This window comes from Methylomonas sp. EFPC1, assembly GCF_016925515.1.
Taxonomy (GTDB): Bacteria; Pseudomonadota; Gammaproteobacteria; order Methylococcales; family Methylomonadaceae; genus Methylomonas; species Methylomonas defluvii.
Genome location: NZ_CP070494.1, coordinates 899,094 through 921,251, shown reverse-complemented (window position 1 = coordinate 921,251; position 22,158 = coordinate 899,094). Strand labels below are relative to the sequence as shown.

24 protein-coding genes are annotated in these 22,158 nt (G+C 53.6%); 8 read left to right on the top strand and 16 right to left on the bottom strand.

All coding sequences use genetic code 11. The features are described from left to right. From JWZ98_RS04405 to nifE, 13 genes are all read right to left on the bottom strand, one after another. Positions 1-1,731, bottom strand: coding sequence for an autotransporter assembly complex family protein (locus JWZ98_RS04405; RefSeq protein ID WP_205453412.1), 1,731 nt, complete (start codon positions 1,729-1,731; stop codon positions 1-3). Positions 1,732-1,897: 166 nt separating this feature from the next. Continuing rightward, positions 1,898-3,172 (bottom strand): (Fe-S)-binding protein, encoded by a 1,275-nt coding sequence (locus JWZ98_RS04400; protein ID WP_205453411.1) that lies wholly within the window; start codon positions 3,170-3,172, stop codon positions 1,898-1,900. A 1-nt stretch (position 3,173) separates the two neighbouring features. Continuing rightward, the gene (locus JWZ98_RS04395) at positions 3,174-3,626 is read right to left on the bottom strand and encodes a hypothetical protein (RefSeq protein ID WP_205453410.1); all 453 of its coding nucleotides are present in this window, start codon (positions 3,624-3,626) and stop codon (positions 3,174-3,176) included. Positions 3,627-3,629: 3 nt separating this feature from the next. Beyond that, positions 3,630-4,592, bottom strand: a complete 963-nt coding sequence (locus tag JWZ98_RS04390) for a DUF364 domain-containing protein (protein ID WP_205453409.1) — start codon at positions 4,590-4,592, stop codon at positions 3,630-3,632. A gap of 9 nt (positions 4,593-4,601) precedes the next feature. Continuing rightward, positions 4,602-4,982 carry a hypothetical protein gene (locus tag JWZ98_RS04385; protein WP_205453408.1) on the bottom strand — a complete coding sequence of 127 codons (381 nt, stop codon included), beginning with the start codon at positions 4,980-4,982 and terminating at the stop codon, positions 4,602-4,604. Next, positions 4,979-5,485, bottom strand: a complete 507-nt coding sequence (locus JWZ98_RS04380; RefSeq protein WP_205453407.1) for a hypothetical protein — start codon at positions 5,483-5,485, stop codon at positions 4,979-4,981. Before JWZ98_RS04380 ends, JWZ98_RS04385 begins: the two co-directional genes overlap by 4 nt. A gap of 3 nt (positions 5,486-5,488) precedes the next feature. Continuing rightward, on the bottom strand, positions 5,489-5,812 hold the full coding sequence (locus tag JWZ98_RS04375; protein WP_020484886.1) for a (2Fe-2S) ferredoxin domain-containing protein: 324 nt from the start codon (positions 5,810-5,812) through the stop codon (positions 5,489-5,491). A gap of 613 nt (positions 5,813-6,425) precedes the next feature. Beyond that, complete coding sequence (fdxB, locus tag JWZ98_RS04370) at positions 6,426-6,743, bottom strand: ferredoxin III, nif-specific (RefSeq protein WP_171696455.1); 318 nt, start codon at positions 6,741-6,743, stop codon at positions 6,426-6,428. A gap of 9 nt (positions 6,744-6,752) precedes the next feature. Continuing rightward, positions 6,753-6,968 carry a CCE_0567 family metalloprotein gene (locus JWZ98_RS04365; protein WP_020484884.1) on the bottom strand — a complete coding sequence of 72 codons (216 nt, stop codon included), beginning with the start codon at positions 6,966-6,968 and terminating at the stop codon, positions 6,753-6,755. Positions 6,969-6,976: 8 nt separating this feature from the next. After that, complete coding sequence (locus tag JWZ98_RS04360; RefSeq protein ID WP_205453406.1) at positions 6,977-7,450, bottom strand: NifX-associated nitrogen fixation protein; 474 nt, start codon at positions 7,448-7,450, stop codon at positions 6,977-6,979. Between the two features lie 347 nt (positions 7,451-7,797). After that, the gene (gene nifX / locus JWZ98_RS04355) at positions 7,798-8,283 is read right to left on the bottom strand and encodes a nitrogen fixation protein NifX (RefSeq protein ID WP_240348210.1); all 486 of its coding nucleotides are present in this window, start codon (positions 8,281-8,283) and stop codon (positions 7,798-7,800) included. After that, positions 8,274-9,671, bottom strand: a complete 1,398-nt coding sequence (gene nifN / locus JWZ98_RS04350; RefSeq protein WP_033157158.1) for a nitrogenase iron-molybdenum cofactor biosynthesis protein NifN — start codon at positions 9,669-9,671, stop codon at positions 8,274-8,276. Before nifN ends, nifX begins: the two co-directional genes overlap by 10 nt. A gap of 1 nt (position 9,672) precedes the next feature. Then, positions 9,673-11,115 (bottom strand): nitrogenase iron-molybdenum cofactor biosynthesis protein NifE, encoded by a 1,443-nt coding sequence (gene nifE, locus JWZ98_RS04345; protein WP_033157159.1) that lies wholly within the window; start codon positions 11,113-11,115, stop codon positions 9,673-9,675. Positions 11,116-11,331: 216 nt separating this feature from the next. On the opposite strand from nifE, the gene JWZ98_RS04340 reads away from it, so the two are divergent. Genes JWZ98_RS04340 through JWZ98_RS04330 form a run of 3 tightly spaced genes read left to right on the top strand, consistent with a single transcriptional unit; the run spans position 11,332 to position 13,151 of the window. Then, positions 11,332-12,189, top strand: a complete 858-nt coding sequence (locus JWZ98_RS04340; protein ID WP_205453405.1) for an ion transporter — start codon at positions 11,332-11,334, stop codon at positions 12,187-12,189. Between the two features lie 43 nt (positions 12,190-12,232). Next, entirely contained in the window at positions 12,233-12,940 is a 708-nt protein-coding gene (locus tag JWZ98_RS04335) for a hypothetical protein (RefSeq protein WP_205453404.1), read from the top strand. Next, positions 12,912-13,151 (top strand): hypothetical protein, encoded by a 240-nt coding sequence (locus JWZ98_RS04330; protein WP_205453403.1) that lies wholly within the window; start codon positions 12,912-12,914, stop codon positions 13,149-13,151. Before JWZ98_RS04335 ends, JWZ98_RS04330 begins: the two co-directional genes overlap by 29 nt. On the opposite strand, the gene JWZ98_RS04325 is transcribed toward JWZ98_RS04330, so the two are convergent. Beyond that, a complete protein-coding gene (locus tag JWZ98_RS04325; protein ID WP_275899215.1) occupies positions 13,143-13,325 on the bottom strand; it encodes a hypothetical protein in 183 nt (60 codons plus the stop codon). The genes JWZ98_RS04330 and JWZ98_RS04325 overlap by 9 nt on opposite strands. Before the next feature lie 23 nt (positions 13,326-13,348). Next, positions 13,349-14,626, bottom strand: coding sequence for an FAD/NAD(P)-binding oxidoreductase (locus JWZ98_RS04320; protein ID WP_205453402.1), 1,278 nt, complete (start codon positions 14,624-14,626; stop codon positions 13,349-13,351). Between the two features lie 205 nt (positions 14,627-14,831). Here JWZ98_RS04320 and msrB point away from each other — a divergent pair, with 205 nt between their 5' ends. From msrB to JWZ98_RS04295, 5 genes are read left to right on the top strand one after another with little or no spacing between them, the layout of a single operon-like run. Beyond that, on the top strand, positions 14,832-15,224 hold the full coding sequence (gene msrB, locus JWZ98_RS04315) for a peptide-methionine (R)-S-oxide reductase MsrB (protein WP_205453401.1): 393 nt from the start codon (positions 14,832-14,834) through the stop codon (positions 15,222-15,224). After that, positions 15,221-16,528 carry a M18 family aminopeptidase gene (locus JWZ98_RS04310; protein ID WP_205453400.1) on the top strand — a complete coding sequence of 436 codons (1,308 nt, stop codon included), beginning with the start codon at positions 15,221-15,223 and terminating at the stop codon, positions 16,526-16,528. Before msrB ends, JWZ98_RS04310 begins: the two co-directional genes overlap by 4 nt. Before the next feature lie 47 nt (positions 16,529-16,575). Beyond that, complete coding sequence (locus tag JWZ98_RS04305; protein WP_205453399.1) at positions 16,576-17,157, top strand: YfiR family protein; 582 nt, start codon at positions 16,576-16,578, stop codon at positions 17,155-17,157. Beyond that, positions 17,150-19,510 (top strand): EAL domain-containing protein, encoded by a 2,361-nt coding sequence (locus JWZ98_RS04300; RefSeq protein WP_101051785.1) that lies wholly within the window; start codon positions 17,150-17,152, stop codon positions 19,508-19,510. The genes JWZ98_RS04305 and JWZ98_RS04300 overlap by 8 nt, the downstream gene beginning before the upstream one ends. A gap of 8 nt (positions 19,511-19,518) precedes the next feature. Continuing rightward, positions 19,519-21,678, top strand: a complete 2,160-nt coding sequence (locus JWZ98_RS04295) for a TonB-dependent receptor (RefSeq protein ID WP_033157166.1) — start codon at positions 19,519-19,521, stop codon at positions 21,676-21,678. Here the strand turns inward: JWZ98_RS04295 and JWZ98_RS04290 are convergent. After that, positions 21,675-22,097: a response regulator transcription factor gene (locus JWZ98_RS04290; RefSeq protein ID WP_205453398.1), complete on the bottom strand. Its 423-nt coding sequence runs from the start codon at positions 22,095-22,097 to the stop codon at positions 21,675-21,677. The two genes, JWZ98_RS04295 and JWZ98_RS04290, sit on opposite strands and share 4 nt — an antisense overlap. Positions 22,098-22,158: the final 61 nt, after the last annotated feature.

Below are 22,158 nucleotides of genomic sequence, written 5' to 3'. Positions count from 1 at the left end.
TCACAAACGTGTCCCTGCGGCAAAATGGATTTGAAACGAGGAGTCGGCGGGTTGCAGGGGTACCGCAAAATCCAGGCGGACCAAACCAATCGGCGAGTACCAACGCACCCCTAATCCCACGCCTGTCTTAATTTGAATGCCGTCCAAATTATAGGCATTGCCGGCATCGATAAAGGCGGCCGCCCCCCAATTGTCGAGTACCGAATGTTCATATTCAACGCTGACCACACTCAAAAAGCGCCCGCCCACTACCGCGCCCGTAGCATCCTTGGGGCCCAGTTCTTTGTAACTGTAACCACGTATACTGTTCATACCGCCGGCAAAATAACGATAAGTAGTGGGTAGCTTGTCGAAATTATCCACCAGCGTGGCGCCTTGCTCGCCACGCAGCAAAATGCGTCCCACGTCGCCAACGGGGTGCATCCACACGCCCGCCACAGCCCCTTGCAGCATACTGATATTGGACAGAGGGCTTTTGTAGCTGCCATCCACTGAAAACTCCAACCGATAACCGCGTGTCGGTCGAAGCGGATTGTCCGATACCGAACGCAACCAACTGCCGCCGGGTAACAGCAATAGCGTCGTGTCGGTCGTATTCGCCGCCGTATACTTCTCGTAACTGTAGTCGATGAACAATGTCTGCTTCCAGCCACTGGTGAATGCGTGCTTCAAGCGCGCCGATAATTTCCCTGCCCACGAGGTATAACTGGTCGTGTCTTCGCGTTTCACACCCGCACCAAAGCTCAAGGAGTCGTTGAGCGGATCATCCAGCGGCACGGTGTATTCAGCACCGGCTGTAGCCAAGACCGGCGATAGATCGAGTTCGGCGTTGAAATAATGGCCCTGCGGATTGATTAGACGATTGAGATAGGTCCCACTGACCAAAGGACCCTTATCGGTGTCGTATCCCAAACCCATCCCGTAATGATGACGCTTGTTCGGATACAGACTCAGCATGACGGGCACCTGCCTATCGGCTATGCCGGCTAAATCCGGATGAATATCCACCGATTTGAAATAGCCGCTGTTGGACAGCGCATTGTGCGTATCGGCTAGCTTATGACTATCGTAATGCTCGCCGGTTTTGACCTTGACCAACTTGGCAACAAACGCGGGATCAAGAACAGCCTGGTCAATCTTGACTTCGCCAAAATAAAGACGCGGTCCCGCATCGTAATGCAGCACAATATCGGCCCGATCTTGAGAAGGATCGACGCGCAATTGACTCGAGGTAAAGCGCCCCTGCAAGTAACCACGTTCTAAGGCCAATGCCTCGATTTGTTTTTTCAAGGCTTCATAATGCCCGTGATGCAACGGGCTGCCTACTTTGGAGGATAACTTTTCCCGTAAGCTCGCGAATGCCGGATCGTCAACCGCTTCACCGAGAAATTGCACGTCAATCGCAGTCACGCGCATCGGCTCGCCAGGTTTAATGACAAAGCGCGCTTGCCAACAGTCGGCCTTAATATCCAGATTTTTTTCTAGGCTGACGTGGTAGTAACCTAACGCGCGTAACGCATCGTCGATCTCCTGATCGGCCTTGAGGAACAGACTATTGATTTTCCAATCAGGCGCCTTGCAGTCCTGTTCACGCAAAGACAAGCTGATTTCAACATTCCTTAATAACTCACCGTCTATGCCCTGAATCAGGACATCGGCCGAGGCCTCTAACGTCTGAAAAAGACCGACCAAAACCACCGCGTACAAGTGGAATCGATAGTTACCGGTCATCTTGGGTCATCGAAACAGGTCATAGGGAGCGCTGAAGAGGTTGCGCAGCCACTTTACCAGTGATCCAGCCCGCCTAGCAAACTGCAACCTGAGCAGTATCCGCTAGGCGGTTGGCTACTCTTCAGTGCCAAGATTGGCTATGAAGCCAAGGTATGAAGTGGTAAACCTACACCCTGTCCGCCAACAAGCGTATCGGATGCACTAGCTTGCGCGCGGTTTCGGCGCGATCAGCATTGAGGTAAAACGCGCAGCTGAAATTGCTACTAACCACGACATCGGCGCCGGAACCTTCGATGGCCTGGCGTTTGGCATTGCGCAGTTGCTGGGCGTTGTCCGGGTGGCTGAGCATGTAACTGCCGCCGGCACCGCAGCAGAGTTGATTATCCGGCAGGGCTTCGATATTTAAACCGGGGATTTTCCGCAGCAGATCGTGAACGGCACGACCGTTTTTCAACACATTGCGCTGGCTGCACGGCTCGTGCACCGCCACATTCATATTGGACGCAGCAGGCTCCAAGTTCTTCGGCCAATGTTCCAATAAAAATTCGTTGATGTCCTGCAGGCGCTTGGCAAACCAACCGGCGGTTTCGCTATTATCGCCTTCGTACTCGCTCAACATCGCGCCGCAGCCACTGGCCACGTAGATCACCGCGTCCACTTCCAATTGGTAAAACGCTTCGATATTTTTCTCTTTCAAGGCTTGCGCGGAACAGCCGTTGTGCTGATGAATGGCGCCGCAGCAGCCTTGGCCTTCCGGCACCACCACTTCATAGCCTATGGTATTGAGTAGCTTGATTGCAGCCCGTTGCGTGGCGCGGTCAAAATGTTCGGCCAGGCAACCGGTAAATAAGGCTACTCGTCCGCGCTGCCGCTGCCGCCTGCCGACCGGATAAATCCCGGCCAAACTGCCTAGGGCCGGCTCGTTCAGCAAACTTTCGGCGGTATCTAATTTTAATTTGCGCAGCAAGCCGCTGGCTCGCAGCGGTTTTCGTAAACCGGAACGTAAATATAACGACAGCATGGGCAACAACATCCGCCGCCGGCGTTTATGTTCGATAAAGTACATCGCCAACTTGGCTAACCAAGGGCGGACCGCCGCTTTCTGCAATTTCGCTCGGGCTTGATCGAACAAGGCGCCGTAACGCATCCGGCTGGGACAGGCGGTTTCGCAAGCGCGGCATTGCAGACAACTATCCAAATGGGCGCGCTCTTCAGCGCTGATGGGTACATCCTCCACCAAGATTTTGCTGATGGTGCGGATGCGTTGCCGGGGCGTTTCGGCGTCGATTTCGAACAAGCGAAAAGTCGGGCAGCTGCTGACACACATGCCGCAGCGCATGCATTCGCTGGCTTCCGGGATATACGGACCGTTGGGCGCAGGTGACTGTGAGCCGTTATCGCCCGTAAATTCGCCCATGCCAAAATCCATCATATCGAACATGTTAGCCCTCCATCATTTTGGTGTAAGCCCGGCGTAGCAATTCCATCTCGGCAGGTGGGCGACCACGTAACTCCGGCAAAGTGCGCATGTGGCAACCCAAGGACTGCATCAAGCGGTGCGGCGGATCGAGCAGCTTGAAACGCGCCATATACACCGTGACGGTGCCTTTTGGGGTATCGACGTATTCCTTAAAACCCGCTTCGGCATAGAGTAAGTCGTTATCAAACCCCAGCAGACGATTGATGGCGTTAACCAGCGTTGCCGGATGCACGGTGATTTTTCCGTCGTTTACCGTCGCGTCCTCATCGAAGGCAACCGACAGCGGCGGCAAGGACTGCGGAAAGCACACGCTGCCGCCGGCCTGCTGGGCAAACAAGGTCAAGGCGCTAATATCGCCTTTGTACATCAATAACAATCGGTGGCTATCGAACGCCTCCGGCACTGCGTTGTTCATTGCTTAGCCAGGCGCACAATTGTCCCACAGCGATTTAAAGCTGCTATCCAAGCGCGACAGCCGGCTGTTGATTTGGTCCAACAATGAGTAATGCGGGAAGCGCGCCTTATTGCCGTCGCGATACCATTGCTCCATCGCTTCGGTAAGCTGGGTTCTTTCGTTAAAACAATCGGCGATTTGCTGCTTCAACCAGCTAATACTGCTTTGCGGGGCCAGTTCCGCCACGCGGTAGCGTAAGCCGTTATTAAAGATCCGCACGCCACCGCCCTGCGCGGCGGTGTGATACAAGGCTGCTTGATCAACAACTTCCACCCCGGCCAGATAATCGATGCCAAACTCATGCAACTGCGGCAGCCACGGTACGGTGGGGCCCATCAACACGGTTTTGGCGTGACAGGATAGCTCCACCAAGCGCGGAAAAGTTTTATTCGGAATACTGCTGGCGGTCAAAAACACCCAGTCGGCTTGCGGCAATAAAAACTCGCACGCGGAATCCGGCAGATCGGCGGCAGACGGTTGTCGCTCCAAAATGGTTAAATGCATTTTGTCTTGATAGCGTTCGATGCCCGGATAACGGCCGATCACCACCACGTTTTTGCCATTCAGCTGCGGCAAGAAATGTTCGAACACCGCCAGATTGGCGTGTTCGTCGTGACTGTCCAACACCAGCGAATCCGGTAAAGGCCGAGCATTGATGCAACTGTTGATGGCTGCCATGGCAACCGTGGCTTTATACGGTTCCCATTCGGTAATCCAGGCGGCTAAATCCGTCACCGGTTTGCCCACCAAGGTGCCCGACCACGGCAAGGTGCGCGTGTTCTGCCCCGGACTCATCGCCAAGCCGGCGGTCGCCCGGCCCTGACTTTGGCACACAGTCCAGACCAAACCGATCATCAGATTGTCCACCACGGCATCGCTACTGCAATAGTCCAGCAGCAGTTCGTACAAACGTTTTGGGTTAGCCATTGCCCCCCCTTATTGCGGGATGTCTAGCAATTTTGCTTCGGTTTTGATGTTGTCTTGCTGGCCCCAAGCATTAATGGCCTCGACGAACCATTGTTTTTTGGTCGGGTGCGGCTGCACAACATCGTATTCGGCATAAAAACTGCCGTCGCCATGAAATTTAATCTGACCGATGCGCTGCTTACCGGCATTGTACCAATAACCCACCAGATCCTGGGTTTGGGTAAACGGGTCGGTGACTAAACTGAACTCGGCACTATCGAATTTCGGCAAACTGAGTTCGGTTTGTAACGGAAAGCCCAACTTGACGATATTTTCTATAATGCGTTGACAGACTGTCTCGCCGAAAGCCCGCCGCGCCGAGACCTGCTCGGCAACCCGTTCGCTGGTCATGCGGCATCCTCCAGCACGGCGTCGGCCAAATCCATAATCACCGAGGCGCCGGAACGGTCTTCCGGATCAAGCGCGCGCATCAACACCAGTATGGACTGGGCTTCCGCATCCAATTGCCGCCGCAGTTTGATAAAGGCTAGCGCTTTTAAACTGTAGAGATAAAACAGCGCGACTTCGCTGGCGTACATATCCCACTGCGCCAATTCCCGGCCCAGTTGCCGATAGTCGGCTGGAAAACCGCCCTGCCGAGCCGCTTCGTTTAGTGCCGCCATCACTTCAAGCTCGGCTTCCAGCAGACGGCCTTGATAAAAATAGAATTTATACAAAGCAAAATAAGTTTGCAGACAAGTAGCATCCAAGGCTTGCGCCTGTCTGAAATACTTTTCCGCCAAGGGCTTGTCCGCATGACTGGCCGCTACCGCCATCTGCAACAGTTTATTCACCTCTTCCGGCACATCCGGACTGAATAACACCCGTTCTTCAAAAAAGCCGAGCTGACTCATGGATTACCAGACCTCGGCGGGCGCAACCAACGCGGCGACCGGCTCGCCACCCAACAGATGCTGATCGATGATGGTTTTGACATCATCTTTGGTAACTTTGCCGTACATCACACCTTCCGGATAGACCAACACGCTGGGTCCCAGCATGCAAGGGCCCATGCAACCGGTGTTGGTCAGGCCGATTTTCTCGAACAGGTTGCGAGCCTGAATTTGATTCATGAACTCGTTCATCACCTCGGCACAACCACTGGCGGTACAGGAGCCGCGCGGATGGCCTTGCGGACGGGCTTGAGTGCAGACGAATACGTGTTTATCGGGACGAGGCATAATGAGTATCCTTATTTAGTTCGCTTTAGAGGTGTCGCTATCGCGACGAAGTATTTAATGTCGGTTCCCGCACCGACAAGCGGGATACTTTTCTTTGCTTGTCCAAAGAAAAGTATCCAAAAGAAAAGACACCCGGATTTCGCCCTGATCCTGTGCTTCTCGTTTTTTTACGGGGGTTGGCGAAAGGGGCTTCCTGCCCCTTCGCCAACGAGCGGCATCCCTGCCGCTCCCCTCCGGGCTAATCCCGCAAAAAACTGCGATGCTCGGGGTCGAAATACGGGACCACACCCTTCCCCTGGAAAACAATCTTTCAATTCGAGAACAGCAATCCAATCCAGCTACACAGAGACGGTGTTCCCCCCCCTATGCCGCGCCGAGCACCGGAGCGTTTATCGAGAATTGCCCGAAGGGGCACCGCAGGGATGCGGTGCGTCGGCGGAGGGGCTGGGAAGCCCCTTCTGCCGACCCTCGATAAACGCTGCGGCGCGCAGGATCAAAGCGGCATCGGGGTGGCCTTTCTTTTGGTGACTTTTCTTTGGCCAAGCAAAGAAAAGTCACTCGGTTGTCGGTCCGAGAACCGACATTAAAAAGGCCGTCGCGCCAGCGACACAAACTAAGCCGCCGCCTTATGCTGATGCGTAAAACAATCCTTAGGACAAACCTTGGAGCACGCCTCGCAACCAATGCAGTCGGCAGCATTTTTCAGGCTCATCACCATGCTGTTATCGTCATCGTCCTCAAAGTCGCCGTAATCGTCGCCAAAATCTTCGGCTGATAAGGCTTCGTCTTTTTCGACCAAATCAAATACGTCGCGCGGACAAACCTTGAAACAACGGCCGCACCCGATACAAGTACGCTGATTAATGTCGGTAACATAGGACGGTGTCCAGACGGTGCCGCCAAAGGTCACGCCGGTTACAAATTCGCTCATGATCGTCTCCTAGGCCGTTTCTTTGCTGGCAGCCAAGAACTTCTTGTTGGCATCATCCCAGGCTTTGCAGGCGTCGTAAGTGGCTTGCGCAATACCCATCAGCTCACCATAGGCATCCGGCAATCTGTCTTCGATCAAATCGTGCAATACCGAGGCCGCCTCGCTAGCAATACGCTTGGCTTTCTTCACGTCTTTTTCCAATACTTTCAGTTCTTCGTCGCTCATCGCACACCTCAAGCTTCGGCTACTTCTCTATAGGTTGTGATCAAACCCAGCGCTTTCTCAATGGTTGCATCGGTTTTGGCCGCCAAATCTTCCAGGCTGGGGAAACCGAAACGGTGCACATCGCGCAAGACTTTATCCACCACGATCAATTTACCGACCAATACCAAAGCCCGGCCGAAACCTTCGTGGGTGATGTTGATCACCGGCACGGCCATCAAGCCGCCTTTCTTTTCGATCAACGACGCAATGGAGTTGTAATAGGCTTTGACGCGCGCCAAGGTAATTTCATCCGGGTCGCCGATAATCGGTATCTCGCGCTTGCGTTCTTTGGTCATTACCAAGGGATCAATAATCTTTTCCTCCGACCAGCCCTCATAGGTATCGTAGGTATCGAGAGCGCGCAGTTGTTTGACCATTTCGACGACGATTTCCGAGGTCATATAGGGGTCGCCAGCTTCGACGACTAATGCGGGTTGGGCCATGGTGGTTCTCCTAATTTAGTGTTTAATCAATTTGAATACTTTTAATCGCGCTAGGCGCTAAACCCCGTATGCCGCGCCGAGCACCGAAGCGTTTATCGAGAATTGCCCGAAGGGGTGCGGCAAGGATGCCGCACGTCGGCGGAGGGGCTGGGAAGCCCCTTCTGCCGACCCTCGATAAACGCTTCGGCGCGCAGGGCCAAAGCGGCATTTCGGGTGTCGTTTCTTTTGGATACTTTTCTTTGGACAAGCAAAGAAAAGTATCGCGGTTGTCGGTCCGCGAACCGACATTAAAATCAGTCGTTGCGTCAGCGACACAAAAATCCGGCCGTTAAGTAGCCGCGACAAAATCATTCATCCCACCCCTCCTCTTCCATCGCGTTAAACCGCTCCGGATTGGGGCCTTTGTGTTGGTTGATTGCTTTGGCCAGCCAACTGGATGGCCCAGCTTTCATTTCGGCTTGCAAATCCGCGATCAGATCCTTGACGGTGCTGCCTTCGTGGACTTTGACCGGCTGAATGCCTTGCGCGACGATTTGTTTCACTGCCGAGGCACCAATGGCCAGGCAATACACGGCCGCGCAGCCTTCCAGCAACTGAATCTTCACCGACAACTTGTCTTCGTTACCATCCTGTGCGAGTTCACCAAATTGCGCGGCTTCCATGAATTCGGACTGCTCCGGATCCACTGCGTAGACAGCAAACGATTTGGCTGAGCCAAAATGCTGATCCACATGCACCATGTCGGTAGTGGCAAATGCGACTTTAATAGCGGTTTCCATAGGCATCCTCTGTTCGTGGGTATGCAAAACGTGCATGCGGCGGGCTAATGACATGACGGCGAGCACGCTTGACGTTCGGATTCGGGTTTTTGCGCATACGGCGAGTAGTAAGGCTCGATCTCCTCGTGGGCAAAGTTGATCACCAAATTGGCTAAATCAAACAAGGTTTGCCGAGTGCCGCGATAGCCTATCCAGGTTTTCTGATAACCGCCGATGATGTCGTACAACGGAAAACCGATACGCAGAATCGGTATGCCCAGCCGTTCGGCACTAGCCACAGCGTGCGAGTTACCGATCAGCAATTGCGCCTTGCGTTCTTTAGCCATAACTTCCAAATCTTCCAGGTCGCCGATCTTGATGCTGTCCACCGGTGCCGTCGCCAGCACTGGTGTATTTCCGGCACAAATCGCGGTCACCACTTCCGCACCCATGCCTTGTACCAGATGAATCAAGGCGTTGAGTTGATCTGGATCAGCAGCGATAGCCACCCGCAGTTGGCCGAGCATGAAGTGAGTATCGAGCATGGCGTCTTGCAATTGCGCGCGCTGCCGTTCGATCTTTTGCGGCACCGGCATTTCGCTGATGTCGGCCAGCGTCGTGATCAAAGCGTCGTTAGCCTGCAAGCCATAAAGATGGTCAAAATAGAAACTGGGGACACCGGTTTTTTCCTGCAACAGTTCGCCGGATTTACGCAGAGAGGCGCCGATAATTAAGCTTGCTTTAGCTTCACCCAAAGTCGCCAACTCCGAAACTGGCGTACCGCCGATGGTGACTGGCGAAAAATCGTCGTCTGTCAAGCTGCCGTCCAGCGAATCGGACAAGTCCGGCACCAGCACCGGGCGTAAATTGAATTGTTCGATCAAATCGCGCAAAGCTTCCAGATCGCCGGGCGTCAACATGGGGCTGACCAGACAATTGACCTGGCGCTGACGATTGCCCGGCTTGGTCCCTGCGGTTTCCGCGTCCGGCACCAGAGCTTTGATAATTTCGTAAATCGTCGCCGCATAGCCGGTTTCCACACAACCGGTGAAATCGGGCGTGTTCACCGCGACCACCGCCACGTGGGCATATTCCGGATAACGGTCGCGAAACTCGCGGACATTACGGTGCACGTCACAGCCTTGAGTTTCCGCCAAACCGGTGGTCAGTACCGCAATCAGAGCCGGGTTGGATTTTTCGGCAATCGCTTTGATGCCTTCGATGACATTTTCGTCGGCACCCAACACGGAGCTGGCTTGATCCATGGCAGTGGTTTGCAGCGGAATCGGCTCTCGGAAATGCCGCACGAAAAACACCTTGGCAAACGCCGTGCAACCTTGCGAGCCGTGCAGCATCGGAATCGCCCGGTCAAAACCCAGGCAGGCCAAGGAACCGCCGGTAGGTTGACTGGCCTTTAGCGGATTGACCGACAGGGCTTTATTGCGTTTGACGATGTCGGCCATGCTATGCCGCCTGAGCCGCTAAAGGCTCTGCTGGCGCCTCGATAGTGGCCGATTTTTTCAGGCCTCCGGTGCGCCAGGGCGGTGTCGCCCGCACAGCTTCCCAAACCGGGCTTTCCAAAGTCAAAGCCAATTGCCGGACCAGTTCCAGCATGCCTTGATAACCTTCGTAACCGAACTCGCGCTCTTGATTGATGTCCAAGAATGGAATGCGCGCTTTCAAAGCGGTGTACATGTTCCGGCCGCCGGCGATCAGAATGTCGGCTTTGTAGTCGGCAACGACTTTTAACAAGGCTTTCGGGCTGCCGTCTTCGATCATCAGCGTGTCTTCGCCCATCAGTTCGCGAATCCGCGCTTTGTCTTCTTCGGTAGATTTCTTGGTACCGGTGGCCACCACCACCATACCCAAATCCTGCAGTGCCGAGATCACCGACCAGCTTTTCACGCCGCCGGTAAACAACAATACCCGTTTGCCTTTTAGCCGTTCTCGCCAGGGCGCTAGCGCTTCGCGGATACGGTTTTCCTCGCGGGCAATGATGGCTTCGGTACGTTCAATTAAATCAGGATCGTTGATGACTCGGGCGAAATCGCGCAAGGCTTGGCTGGTATCGGTGATGCCGTAAAAGCTGCCTTCGAACCAGGGCGTGCCGTAGCTTTGTTGCAACTTGCGAGCGACGTTGACCATGGCCTTAGAGCACACCATCATGTTGACTTCGGCTTTATGCATGGTTTGCACTTCCCGGAAACGCGCGTCGCCGGACAAGGTACACAATACCCGCAAGCCCATTTCGTCCAGCAGCGGTAGCACGTGCCAAAACTCGCCGGCGATGTTGTATTCGCCCACCAGATTCACGTCATGTACCTTGATACCGGGGCGCTCGGTGCCGGGCGGCAACGGATCAGGATCGCGGGTGCCGATCACGTGATTGACCATTGCGTCGCCGGCGATGCGGTTACCCAGGTTTTTGGTGCCGTAGAAGCCGGCGCAATCAATAGGTACGACCGGCACGCCCCAGCGTTCGGCGGCGGATTTGCAGGTGGCATTGATATCGTCGCCCACCAGAGCCGGTACGCAAGTGTTGTAGATAAACACCGCCGGCGGATTGTAGGTTTCGATGGCTTGTTTAATCGCATGAAACAGGCGTTTTTCGCTACGCCCCATCACCACGTCTTGCTCGGTCAGATCGGTAGTCATACCGATTCGGTAGAGTTCCGAACCGGAAGAACGGGTACCGCGGTTGTCCCAGGAGCTGCCGGCACAGGCGATAGGACCGTGAACAATATGGGCGACGTCGGCGATCGGTAATAGTGCAATCTGTGCACCATCGAAGGCACAACCGCCCGCCGCCGAACCGGGTTTGGGTTTGGCGCAGCCGGACTTTTCCTTCTTGTTATGCTCGCAAGCCGGTTCGTCCAGCAGTTCCGCAATATCTTTGGTCGATTTCATAACACAACCTCACGTTTTTAATAATGCTTTTGCAACGGTTGTGCCAACTTATAAACGCTTGAATTTTCTATGCTTTGAGCCAAGCTCATTTGTAGCAAACCCGACAATCGACCGCTGGCGCCAAACAAAATATTGTCTGAGTTAGCCCGACCGCCGGGACCGGATTTATACTTTGCCCGCCAAGCAGCACTCCCCTACCGTTCACCATCGAGAACCATGACCGCTAAGCCCAAACGCCAGCACCGCTACAATCAAGGCACGACACTTTCCGCGTGGCGCGAGGCGCTGAACCAAATTGTGTTTGGTTCGGAAACCGCCGCCGGGCGGCGCTTCGATATCGCCTTGATCGTGGCGATTTTGCTGAGCATCGTGGTAGTGATGCTGGACAGCGTGGCCGATTTTCAACAACGTTACGCGACGGCGCTGTTCTGGGCGGAATGGCTGTTTACCGGTTTGTTTACGTTGGAATACGCGCTGCGTTTGATATGCGTACGTCGCCCTTGGCTGTATGCCCGCAGCTTTTTCGGGATTGTTGATTTGTTGTCGATACTGCCGGCTTATCTGGGTTTGCTGCTACCCGGCGCGGAATACATGCTGACTTTGCGGATTTTGCGGCTATTACGGATTTTCCGGGTGCTAAAACTTTCCGAATATCTGGAAGAAGCCGACATTCTGGTGGTGGCTTTGGTTAATAGCGTACGAAAAATCACCGTGTTCTTATACGCGGTGCTGACCCTGGTCGTGGTGTTCGGCACCTTGATGTATGTCGTCGAAGGTCCGACCGCTGGCTTTACCAGTATTCCCAAAGCCGTGTACTGGGCCATTGTCACCATCACCACGGTCGGGTATGGTGACATCGCGCCGAAAACACCGTTCGGGCAGATGATCGCTTCTACCATTATGATCATGGGCTACGGCATTATCGCCGTGCCGACCGGCATCTATAGCGCCGAATTGCTCAACACCCGCAAAAACCAAAATCTGGATAACCGCGCTTGCCGAAATTGCGGCGCCGCCAGCCACGATTTCGACGCAGCGCATTGCAAGTATTGCGGGCATCGCTTGGACGAATAGTGGCTGCGCTATCCCTTAAACTACCTGTAACGCAACACAGCTAATGCTGGAAGAGTTTTGGCATTATTTGGGCGTGCGCACCGCCAGCCGCGAAGCGCGCTTATTGGGTTACGCTCGGGAAATGGCCGCTTTGCAAGTCCGGCACCGCCGCTGTCGCCAAGCTTGGCGACCGCATATCCAAGCCACTCAGCAGGCTTTGCTGAGTGCCGCACAATTGCTAGGCGATACGGGTGGCGCCGCCCTGATTATCGGCGGTGGCAGCGCACACGATCTACCCATCGCCGAGTTATTGCAGCATTTCGATCAGTTAGTGTTGTTGGACATCGCCTTTACTTACCCAAGCCGACGCCTTGCCAAATATTGGTCAAACCGGGTGTTTTGTCATCCGCATGACGCCACCGGCATCGTGGACTGGCTGGCTCAGCATCGGCAAATCCCGCCAGCAGCGTTGGTGCGGAATCCTATAGCGCCCGAGTTAGCGGTCAAACCGCGTTGGGTCGCGTCGGTCAATTGCCTGACACAATTGCCTCTGCTTCCGCTGGACTGGTTGGCAAATCCCGCCAGCAGCGTTGGTGCAGAATCCGATAGCGCCCAAGTTAGCGGTCAAACCGCGTTGGGTCGCGTCGGTCAATTGCCTGACACAATTGCCTTTGCTTCCGCTGGACTGGTTGGCAAATACCTCCGCCGAGCCACGACAATTGGAAGCTTTCGGCCAGGCCTTGATGCTTGCCCACCTATATTGGCTGGATAGCTGGCAAACGCCGGTTTGTCTGATCACGGAAATTGCGGATCAACGCCATAGCCGCGCCGGCTTCCTTGATCGAACCGATTACCGGCCCGTTTTGAGTGCCTATCTTCAAAATGCCAATCAGCTGGCCAGCTGGGATTGGCTGGTCAACCCACCGGGTGAATTGCCGGAAGGGGGTTGGGAGTCGCGAACAGTGGCGGCCTATTTAAAGTAGACCGCTATGCCCTGTGCGAGAACTAAGTTTGATTAGGCCGAACAGAAAACCGCCGAACGACGCTTGCACTAAATTAGCCCCCACAAACGCGGTAAACCACAGCCCATTCGGCGAATGCCAGTGGGCCAGCGCCAGACTAATCAGAATAAACGAGCCGGCAAACGCCATTACCAGACGATCAATAGAGATATAGCCTGCTATTTCAAACGCACCACGCCGAGGAATTTCAAGATCATGCGTTCATAAAATGGTTCGCTGATGCCGTTTTTAATCTTGCGCATGAAGTATTTCTCAAAACCGATTTTGGCCAGATGCACCCATTTGCCGTGGTTTGACCAGGTTGTGTTACGCGGCGGAATTTGCGGCACGGCCAAGAACGCCACGCCGGTGTCGCCCAAGTCCGCCAGGCACAAAGCGCTTAAACTCGGCATGTCCGACGGCTGTTTGCCGGCCAGTTCGTCGCGGATGTTGTGGGCGGTAGCCGTCACCATGGATTCGATCATGTAACCGGTTTTCGGGGTACCGGTCGGCACCGGGGTTTTCTCCACCGGCGGCAAGGCGATGCAGACCCCGACCGAGTAAATGTTTTTGTAGGTGGGATTACGTTGATGTTGATCGACGATCACGAAACCGCGGGGATTGGTCAAACCTTCCGCGCCGCAATGGCGCAACGCATCTACGCCGGTAAAAGCCGGCAGCATCATGGAATGCTTGAACGGCACTTCATGTTTTTTCTTGTCGTTACCGTCTTCATCCACTTCGGTAACAAACATCATGCCGGCTTCGATGCGATCCACTTTGGCGTTGGTGATCCATTTGATGGTCTTGTCGCGCAGCGCGCTTTCCAGCAAGCCTTTGGTGTCGCCGACCCCACCGAGGCCCAGGTGGCCGATATATGGCTCGGAGGTGACAAAAGTCATCGGCACTTTGTCGCGGATTTTGCGTTTACGCAGTTCGGTTTCCAGAATCATCAGATATTCGTAAGCCGGGCCGAAACAGGACGCTCCTTGCACCGCGCCAACCACAATTGGACCGGGATCGGCCATAAACTTGTCCCAATCCTCGGCAGCCAATGCAGCATGATCGACATGGCAGACCGACGAGGTATGCCCACCGTGCGGCCCCAGGCCCGGTACTTCATCGAAGGCTAGGCGTGGACCGGTGGCGATAATCAGATAGTCGTATTCAACCGAAGTGCCATCCGCCAGATCAATTTTGTTGTTGGCCGGATCGACTTTGGTCGCGGCCTTTTGAATGAAATTGATGCCTTTTTTCGCCATCACCGGCGCCAGCTCGATTTTCAAATCCTCCGGTTTGCGCCATTTCGGCGGCACCCAGGGGTTGGACGGCACAAAGTGGAAAGTCGGCGAATCGGAAATCACCACGACTTCATGCGCATTCCCCACTGTTTCCTTCATTTCGTAAGCCATCGGCACACCGCCGATCCCCGCACCCAACACTACAATTCTTGCCATGACCTTCTCCTCGCTGCTGTTTAGATGAACACACTCTGCGTATTTATTATTTTTATAGTGGTGTTATATGCTTCAAAACCTTACGGCTCAAGAACATTAGGCCCCCCTGATGCAATGAACTGAAATATTCCCGGCTTTTGATTGCTTTTGATGCCGAGGTAGACTGGGTACAATGCCCATTAATCACAGCATGCGGAACACTACCATGACCGAGAAACACGATACTGAACAAGCCTGGCGCGAGAAGCTAACTCCCGAGCAATATCATGTCTGCCGGGAAAAAGGTACCGAGCCGCCCTTTACCGGCAAATATACCGATTGCGACGAAGCCGGCGTGTACCGCTGTGTCTGCTGCGGTCACGCCCTGTTTACTTCTGAACATAAATTCCATTCCGGCTGCGGCTGGCCCAGCTTTTGGAACCCGCTGAGCTCGGAAAGCCTGGATCAGCACCCCGATAACAGCCACGGCATGCGGCGAATTGAAGTGACCTGCCAATCCTGTGGCGCTCACCTTGGCCATGTATTCGAAGACGGACCGCAACCAACAGGCCTGCGCTATTGCATTAATTCCGTGGCGCTGACACTGGAAAAATCATGATCTCCGCTCAGCAACAAGTGCAAGATTTGCTGGACTTCATCGACGCCAGCCCCAGCCCTTGGCATGCGGTTGCCAGCATAGAAGAACGCTTGCAGGCGCATCAGTTCCAACGCATCCAAGAAAGCAACACATGGTCATTGGTTAGCGGCGGGCGTTATTATGTGATCAGAGACGATTCTTCGATCGCCGCATTTGTCATCGGCAAACAAGCTTTGGCGGAAACCGGCTTCAAAATACTCGGCGCCCATACCGATTCGCCGGGGCTGCGCGTCAAACCGCAGCCGCTGATCGACTCGGACAAATTGCTGCGGCTGGCCGTGGAAGTATACGGTGGCCCGATTCTCGCTACGTTTACTGATCGTGATCTGAGTCTGGCCGGCCGTATTGCCTACCTGGATAAAAACGGCAACATTGCCAGCCGGCTGCTGTGCTTCGAAGAACCGTTACTGCGTCTGCCGAATCTGGCGATTCATATGAACCGCGGCGTCAACGAAGACGGCCTGAAGCTAAAAAAACAAAGTGAGTTGCCACTCATTTTCTCGGCCAGTGTCGAGCAACAATTACCGGCCGACCGGTTTCGGCAATTGCTGGAACAAGCCGGCAACATTGCCGCCGAGCGAATTTTAAGTTGGGAGCTCAATGCCTACGACACCCAAAAAGGCACTCTGTGGGGTGACGGGCAGCTGTTTTATGCCGATAGCCAATTGGATAATTTGGCGTCTTGCCATGCCGGACTGACGGCTTTGCTGGATGTACCGACACTGGATACCGACAGCACGTTGGTCTGTGCGTTTTTCGATCACGAGGAAATAGGCAGCGAAAGCTGCAAAGGCGCGGCCGGCAGTTTCCTGCCGGATGTGCTTGAGCGTATCGCCAATGCGGTAGGCAGTAACCCGGACGACTACCGGCGTTCGCTAGCTAATAGTTTTATGGTTAGCGCGGATATGGCGCATGCCTATCAACCCAACTTTCCCGGCGCCTACGAACCCGGCCACAAAGTTATCGTCAACCATGGGCCGGTCATCAAGGTAAATGTTAACCATCGTTATGCCTCCGAATGCATTTCAGAGGCTACTTTCATCCGCATTTGCCAGCAAGCCGGCGTGCCTTATCAAAAATACGCGCATCACGGCGACCTACCTTGCGGCAGTACGATAGGCCCGATAGCATCGGCGAAATTAGGCATCCGCAGTGTCGATGTCGGCTCCCCTATGTGGGCCATGCACAGCATTCGCGAGAGTGCCGGCGTACTCGACCATGCCTATATGATTCGGGCCTTGCGGGGATTTTTCAGCAACCGATAATTTTTCAACTATCCTTGCCTGATGATTTTATCCGGTAGGGAATAACCTTGGTTTCCGTCTTTTCCACTGATGACGCATTGTCGTTGCGGCGCGCTTTTGAGCTCGTAAAGTGGGTAATCCTATGTTGCGTTGTCAGTCAGTCATCGTCGGCAGACGAACTGAACCTGGAATATAAGGTCAAGGCTGCCTATCTCTATAACTTCACCAAATTCATCACTTGGCCGGAAAAAGCCAGCCCCACCTTTAATATCTGTATCATCGGCCACGACCCTTTCGGGAGTCTGCTGAGCCCGCTGGAGAGCAAGACCGTTCAGGAAAAACCCATTCGCTTGTTCAAATTCGATGCGCCCAAACAGGCGAAAGATTGCGACATCGTCTATTTCGACAATCCCGAACAGCGGGCGGACCTTGCTTTACCCGGTGTATTACTGGTCGGATCGCTGAAAAAATCACTGACGGTCAGTAGTGAGCCGTTTTTTGCCGAATCCGGCGGCATGATCGGCTTTGCACTCGACGACGGCAAAGTCAAACTGCACCTTAACCTCAAAGCATTGAAGCAAAGCGGTTTTAACGTCAGCGCCAAACTCATCGAAGTTGCCACGCTGGTGGAGGGGGGCGAGCATGAGTAGATTCTTCTCGCGGCTATCCATCAAAGGCAAATTGTTCAGCATCGCCATCACCTCCAGCCTATTTTCCATGCTGTTGGCCTTGGTGATTTTGGTAACGGTGAACGTCACCGAAGTAAAGCGCAAGGCCCAAAGCGACTTAATCGCCGTAGCCAGCCTGATCGCCAACCGAAGTGTGGCCGCAGTGATGTTCGACGACGCCAATTTGGCCAAGGAAAACTTGGTGTCCTTGAATAATCTCCCTGATTTGCGCAGCGCGTGCGTTTACACCAAAAGAGGTCAGCTGTTCACCTCGCTGGACAAGCAATCCGCCACCTGCCCGATCGTATCGCATGGCTTGCGTAATTATTTCGATAAACTCAACCTTTATGTTTATCAGCCCATGCGCCTGGATGACGAAATTGTCGGCGGAATTTTTCTATCCTCCGACCTCAGTGCAGCATTCTGGCGAGAACTGCAATTTATAGGTGTGGTGCTGATTGTATTGTTTGTGGCGTTATCGATTACCTTTTTGCTGACTGCCCCCTTATTAAACCGGGTGGCGAAACCCATCGCGCAACTGGCTAAAACCGCGCAGAAAGTCAGCCAGGAACACGACTATTCCTTGCGCGCAGCCAAGCACAGCAATGATGAAATGGGCATTTTGGTCGATGCGTTCAACGGTATGCTGGATACCGTGGAGATTCAAAACAAAGCCTTGATTAGTGTCAAAAATAACTTCCAGGCCTTGTACGACAACAACCCGACCATGGTGTTTAACCTGGATATGCAGGGGCAAATCATCTCGGTAAACCGCTTCGGCGCCCGCCAGCTGGGTTTGAGCGTTGAGGAACTGCAAGGCTGCTCTATTTTCAACTTCGCCCATCCCGAAGATATAGGCAACTGCAACCAGTTCTTCCAAATCTGCCGTAATCATCCCGAACAAGTACATAAGCTGGAAAGCCGCATCATCTGCCGCAACGGCAACATCATCTGGGCCAGGGAAACGGCGCGACTGGTGAAGGACGAAAACAATCGTTCTCACCTGTTGCTGGTTTGCGAAGACATTACCGAAACCCGACGCCTCTCGGAAAAAATCGCTTATCAGGCCAGCCACGACGAATTGACCGGCCTAGTCAACCGCCGCCAATTCGACATCCATATTCAAAACTTGGTGTTGGAAGCGCAAGCCAACGACAGCCATCACGTTCTGTGTTATTTGGATCTGGATCAATTCAAAATCGTCAACGATACCTGCGGCCATCTGGCCGGCGACGAGCTACTACGGCAGCTCGGCGAAGTACTGCGCCAACAAGTGCGCAGAATGGACATATTGGCTAGACTGGGCGGCGACGAGTTTGGCATCCTGATGTCGTATTGTTCTCTGGAACAAGCCATCATCACCGGCGAAAAATTACGTAATGCGGTATGCGACTTCCAATTTGCCTGGGAAAATCGCAGTTTCAATATCGGCGTAAGCATTGGTATCGCCCCCATCAATCGCGCTTGCGGCAATGCTGTTGATGTATTGAAAGAAGCCGATGCCGCCTGTTACGCTGCCAAGGAAAAAGGCCGCAACCGAGTACATATATTCAGTCCGGACGACGAAGAACTCACGCTGCGCCAAGGCGAAATGCAATGGGTGGAAAAAATCCGCCTGGGAATCGAGCGAGACCGCTTCCAGCTGTTCGGCCAACTGATCGTACCCATAGCCGCTAATCGTGGTGGCCTGCATTTCGAGACCTTAATCCGCTACCGAGACGATCAAGACAAGGTGATTCCGCCCGGCGCCTTTTTACCTGCTGCGGAACGCTACAATATGGCTTCGCCTTTAGATCGTTGGGTGATCTCCCGTTTGTTCGAGCACTTGGCAACGACACCAGGCTTTCTGGACCGTCTGGAAATGTGCTCGGTCAATCTGTCCGGTTTGTCGCTGTCGGACCAAGCCATGCTGGGCTTTATCGACGAGCAATTCCGCAAATGGCAGATACCCACCCACAAGATTTGTTTCGAAATCACCGAAACAGCGGCTATCAGCAATCTTTCCTATGCCCGGCAATTTATCGATTCGCTGCGCCAAAAAGGCTGCTCGTTCTCCCTGGATGATTTTGGCAGTGGCCTATCGTCTTTCGCTTACCTAAAGAACCTACCGGTCGATTATTTAAAGATAGACGGGCTGTTTGTAAAAGACATACTGGATGATCGGGTGGATTTGACTATGGTTAAAGCGATCAATGAGGTCGCCCATGTAATGGGCAAAAAAACCATCGCCGAATTTGTGGAAAACCAGAGTATTTTCGATCTACTACAAACCTTGGGAGTGAATTACGCACAAGGCTACGGCATTGCCAAACCGGCACCTCTGCGGGAATTATGAGAAATCCTATGCTGAAAACAGTGAAGAAACGGCTTTTCAAACACTCTCTAGTCCTTAGTCTCATCGGTCAGCAGGCCTATGCCGACCAAACCGTCAACGATTTTCTGGATTTATCGCCAGCGGAATTAGCCAATATTTCAGTGAGTATTGCCTCGGGTACCGCCAAATCGGTATCGCAATCGGCAGCAGTGACCACCGTTATCACCGCCGAGCAAATTGCCACGATGGGCGCTACCGATCTGCACGAGGTGCTGGAAACCGTACCTGGCATGCATGTTACGATCCAACCGGTGACTAACGACTATAGTTACACGATGCGCGGCATGCGCAATGAAACCAATGCCGAAGTCTTGCTCATGCTCAACGGCACACGTTTCTCCGTGCCCTATCAGGGTACGCATATGGCGGGAATGATTATTCCCGTCGAAAATATTCAACGTGTCGAGGTGATTCGCGGGCCGGGCTCAGCGCTATACGGGGCGGACGCCTTCGCGGGGGTGATTAATATTGTCACCAAAAAGGCCGCGGATATTGATGGCGTCACGGTCGGCGCACGCGGCGGCAATGCCGATACGAAAAGCGCTTGGGGTCAATACGGCGGTAAATGGCAAGGCTGGGATGTGGCAGGTAGCCTGCAATATAGTCATAACGGGGTCGATCCCGAGCGAATCATCGCTGCCGACGCGCAAACCCAAGTCGACCAAGCGTTGGGAACGAATATATCGCTCGCTCCCGGCCCCATGCAAACCCAAAACGAACGCTGGAACGGTCATCTCAGCTTACAGCGCAAACATTGGGATTTGGGATTTTGGGCTTTTAACGAAAGCGATTACGGGTTTCGTTCCGGCGCTTATGGCGCGCTGGATAACAAGGGCAAGGGCGATGGCAGCAATTACTTGGCGGATGTGCGTTATTCCACTGAGGATGATTTGGAGAACTGGGAACTACAAGCACACGCCAGCTTTTTACATAGCGATGTATCCGCCAATATTTACGGGTTTCCGGCCGGCTCAATTTTACCGATTGGCGCGGACAGCAACGTCACCGATCAACTGGCGGCGACCCGAGGCTTGGTGCTATTTCCGGAGGGGCTGCGCTTTGTCGCCGGTTTTAAAAATACTGTACCCAGTTTTGAGTTAACCAGTATTTACAAAGGCTTTTCCGATCATTTAATCCGCATGATCGCCGGCTTCCGCTATGAGGAGATGAACACCCAGGAAGCGCGCAATTACGGCGTAGGTGTTATCAACGGGTCCGGGCTATCGGCATTTCCCGCCATCAATGTTGCTGGCGGTTTACAAGACTTAACTGGAACCCCTCTCACATTCATTGACGACCATCATCGCGACATCTGGTCCGCGGCGATACAAGACGAATGGCAATTTGCCAAGGACTGGCACCTGACCACCGGTTTGCGATTTGACCACTATTCCGACTTTGGCGGCACATTGAACCCCCGCGCTGCGTTGGTCTGGAACATCAATTCTGAGTTGACTGCTAAATTGCTCTATGGACAAGCTTACAGAGCGCCAAGCTTCGTAGAACAATATCAGCAAAACAGTCCGCTTTTCCTTGGTAACCCGGCTTTGAGCCCGGAAACCATCTCAACTACCGAACTGGCATTCGATTATCGTCCAACGAAGAATCTGAGAACCGCGTTGAATTTGTACCATTATGAGATCCGCGATTTGATTAGCGGCCCGATTTCCGGCGCCGGCACGCTAACCGAGCGTAACACGTCAGGTCAAGACGGCTATGGCAGCGAGTTTGAATGGGATTGGAAATTTCACGCAGATTGGAATCTACGCGGTAACTACGCTTGGCAATTTGCCCGCAGCGAAGCGACGCACACCCGGGTTAGCAATGTCCCCGAGCATCATGTTTACACCGCACTCGCCTGGAATTTTATGCCGAAATGGCAGATTCAAACCCAAATTAACTGGATAGGTCACCGCCTTAGCAGCCCGGAAGATACGCGAGTTTTAAAAGATTATGAAACGGTCGACCTAACTTTAAATGCTAAAAAACTGATGGGATATCTGGATCTGACTGCATCCGCTCGGAACCTGTTCGATAGCCATGGCAAGGAACCGGCTACGTCCAGTTACCCTTATAATCAGCCCATCGCCGGACAAACTTTTTATTTCGAGGCTGGTTTACACTTTTAGCTGCTCGCTTGCAGCGAATAATTCCGGTGGATGGCATCCAGAAGATAAGCAACGATCTTACGGCTCAACCAAGCCTCGCCGGTAGCGACTGCGTGGATCATTCTGTTGATATAGGCCGCCAGCGACTGACTATTCTGATAGCCCTTGGCGCCGGCCAACACGCAGTGCAGAATTTGCTCTTCATGCAAGTCATCGCCGATGATCACGATATTACTGGTCGGACTGGCCGCCAATAACAAGTTGGTATAGTCGGGCGTTTGGCTACCGCGCAACGCAAAATTCAGCAAAATGATGTTGGGTTGGAGCTGTTCGGCAGCATTAAGAGCTTGGATCTCATCCGAATAAAACGCAACATCCGCTTCCGCCATCAACATCAGTGGCTGGATTTGGTCGATGTTATCGATTACTTGTATTTTCATGATAAATCTTGCTGTCTGTTAGCTGACTGGCTTGCCACTTTGACCTCCGGAACTAATTTGT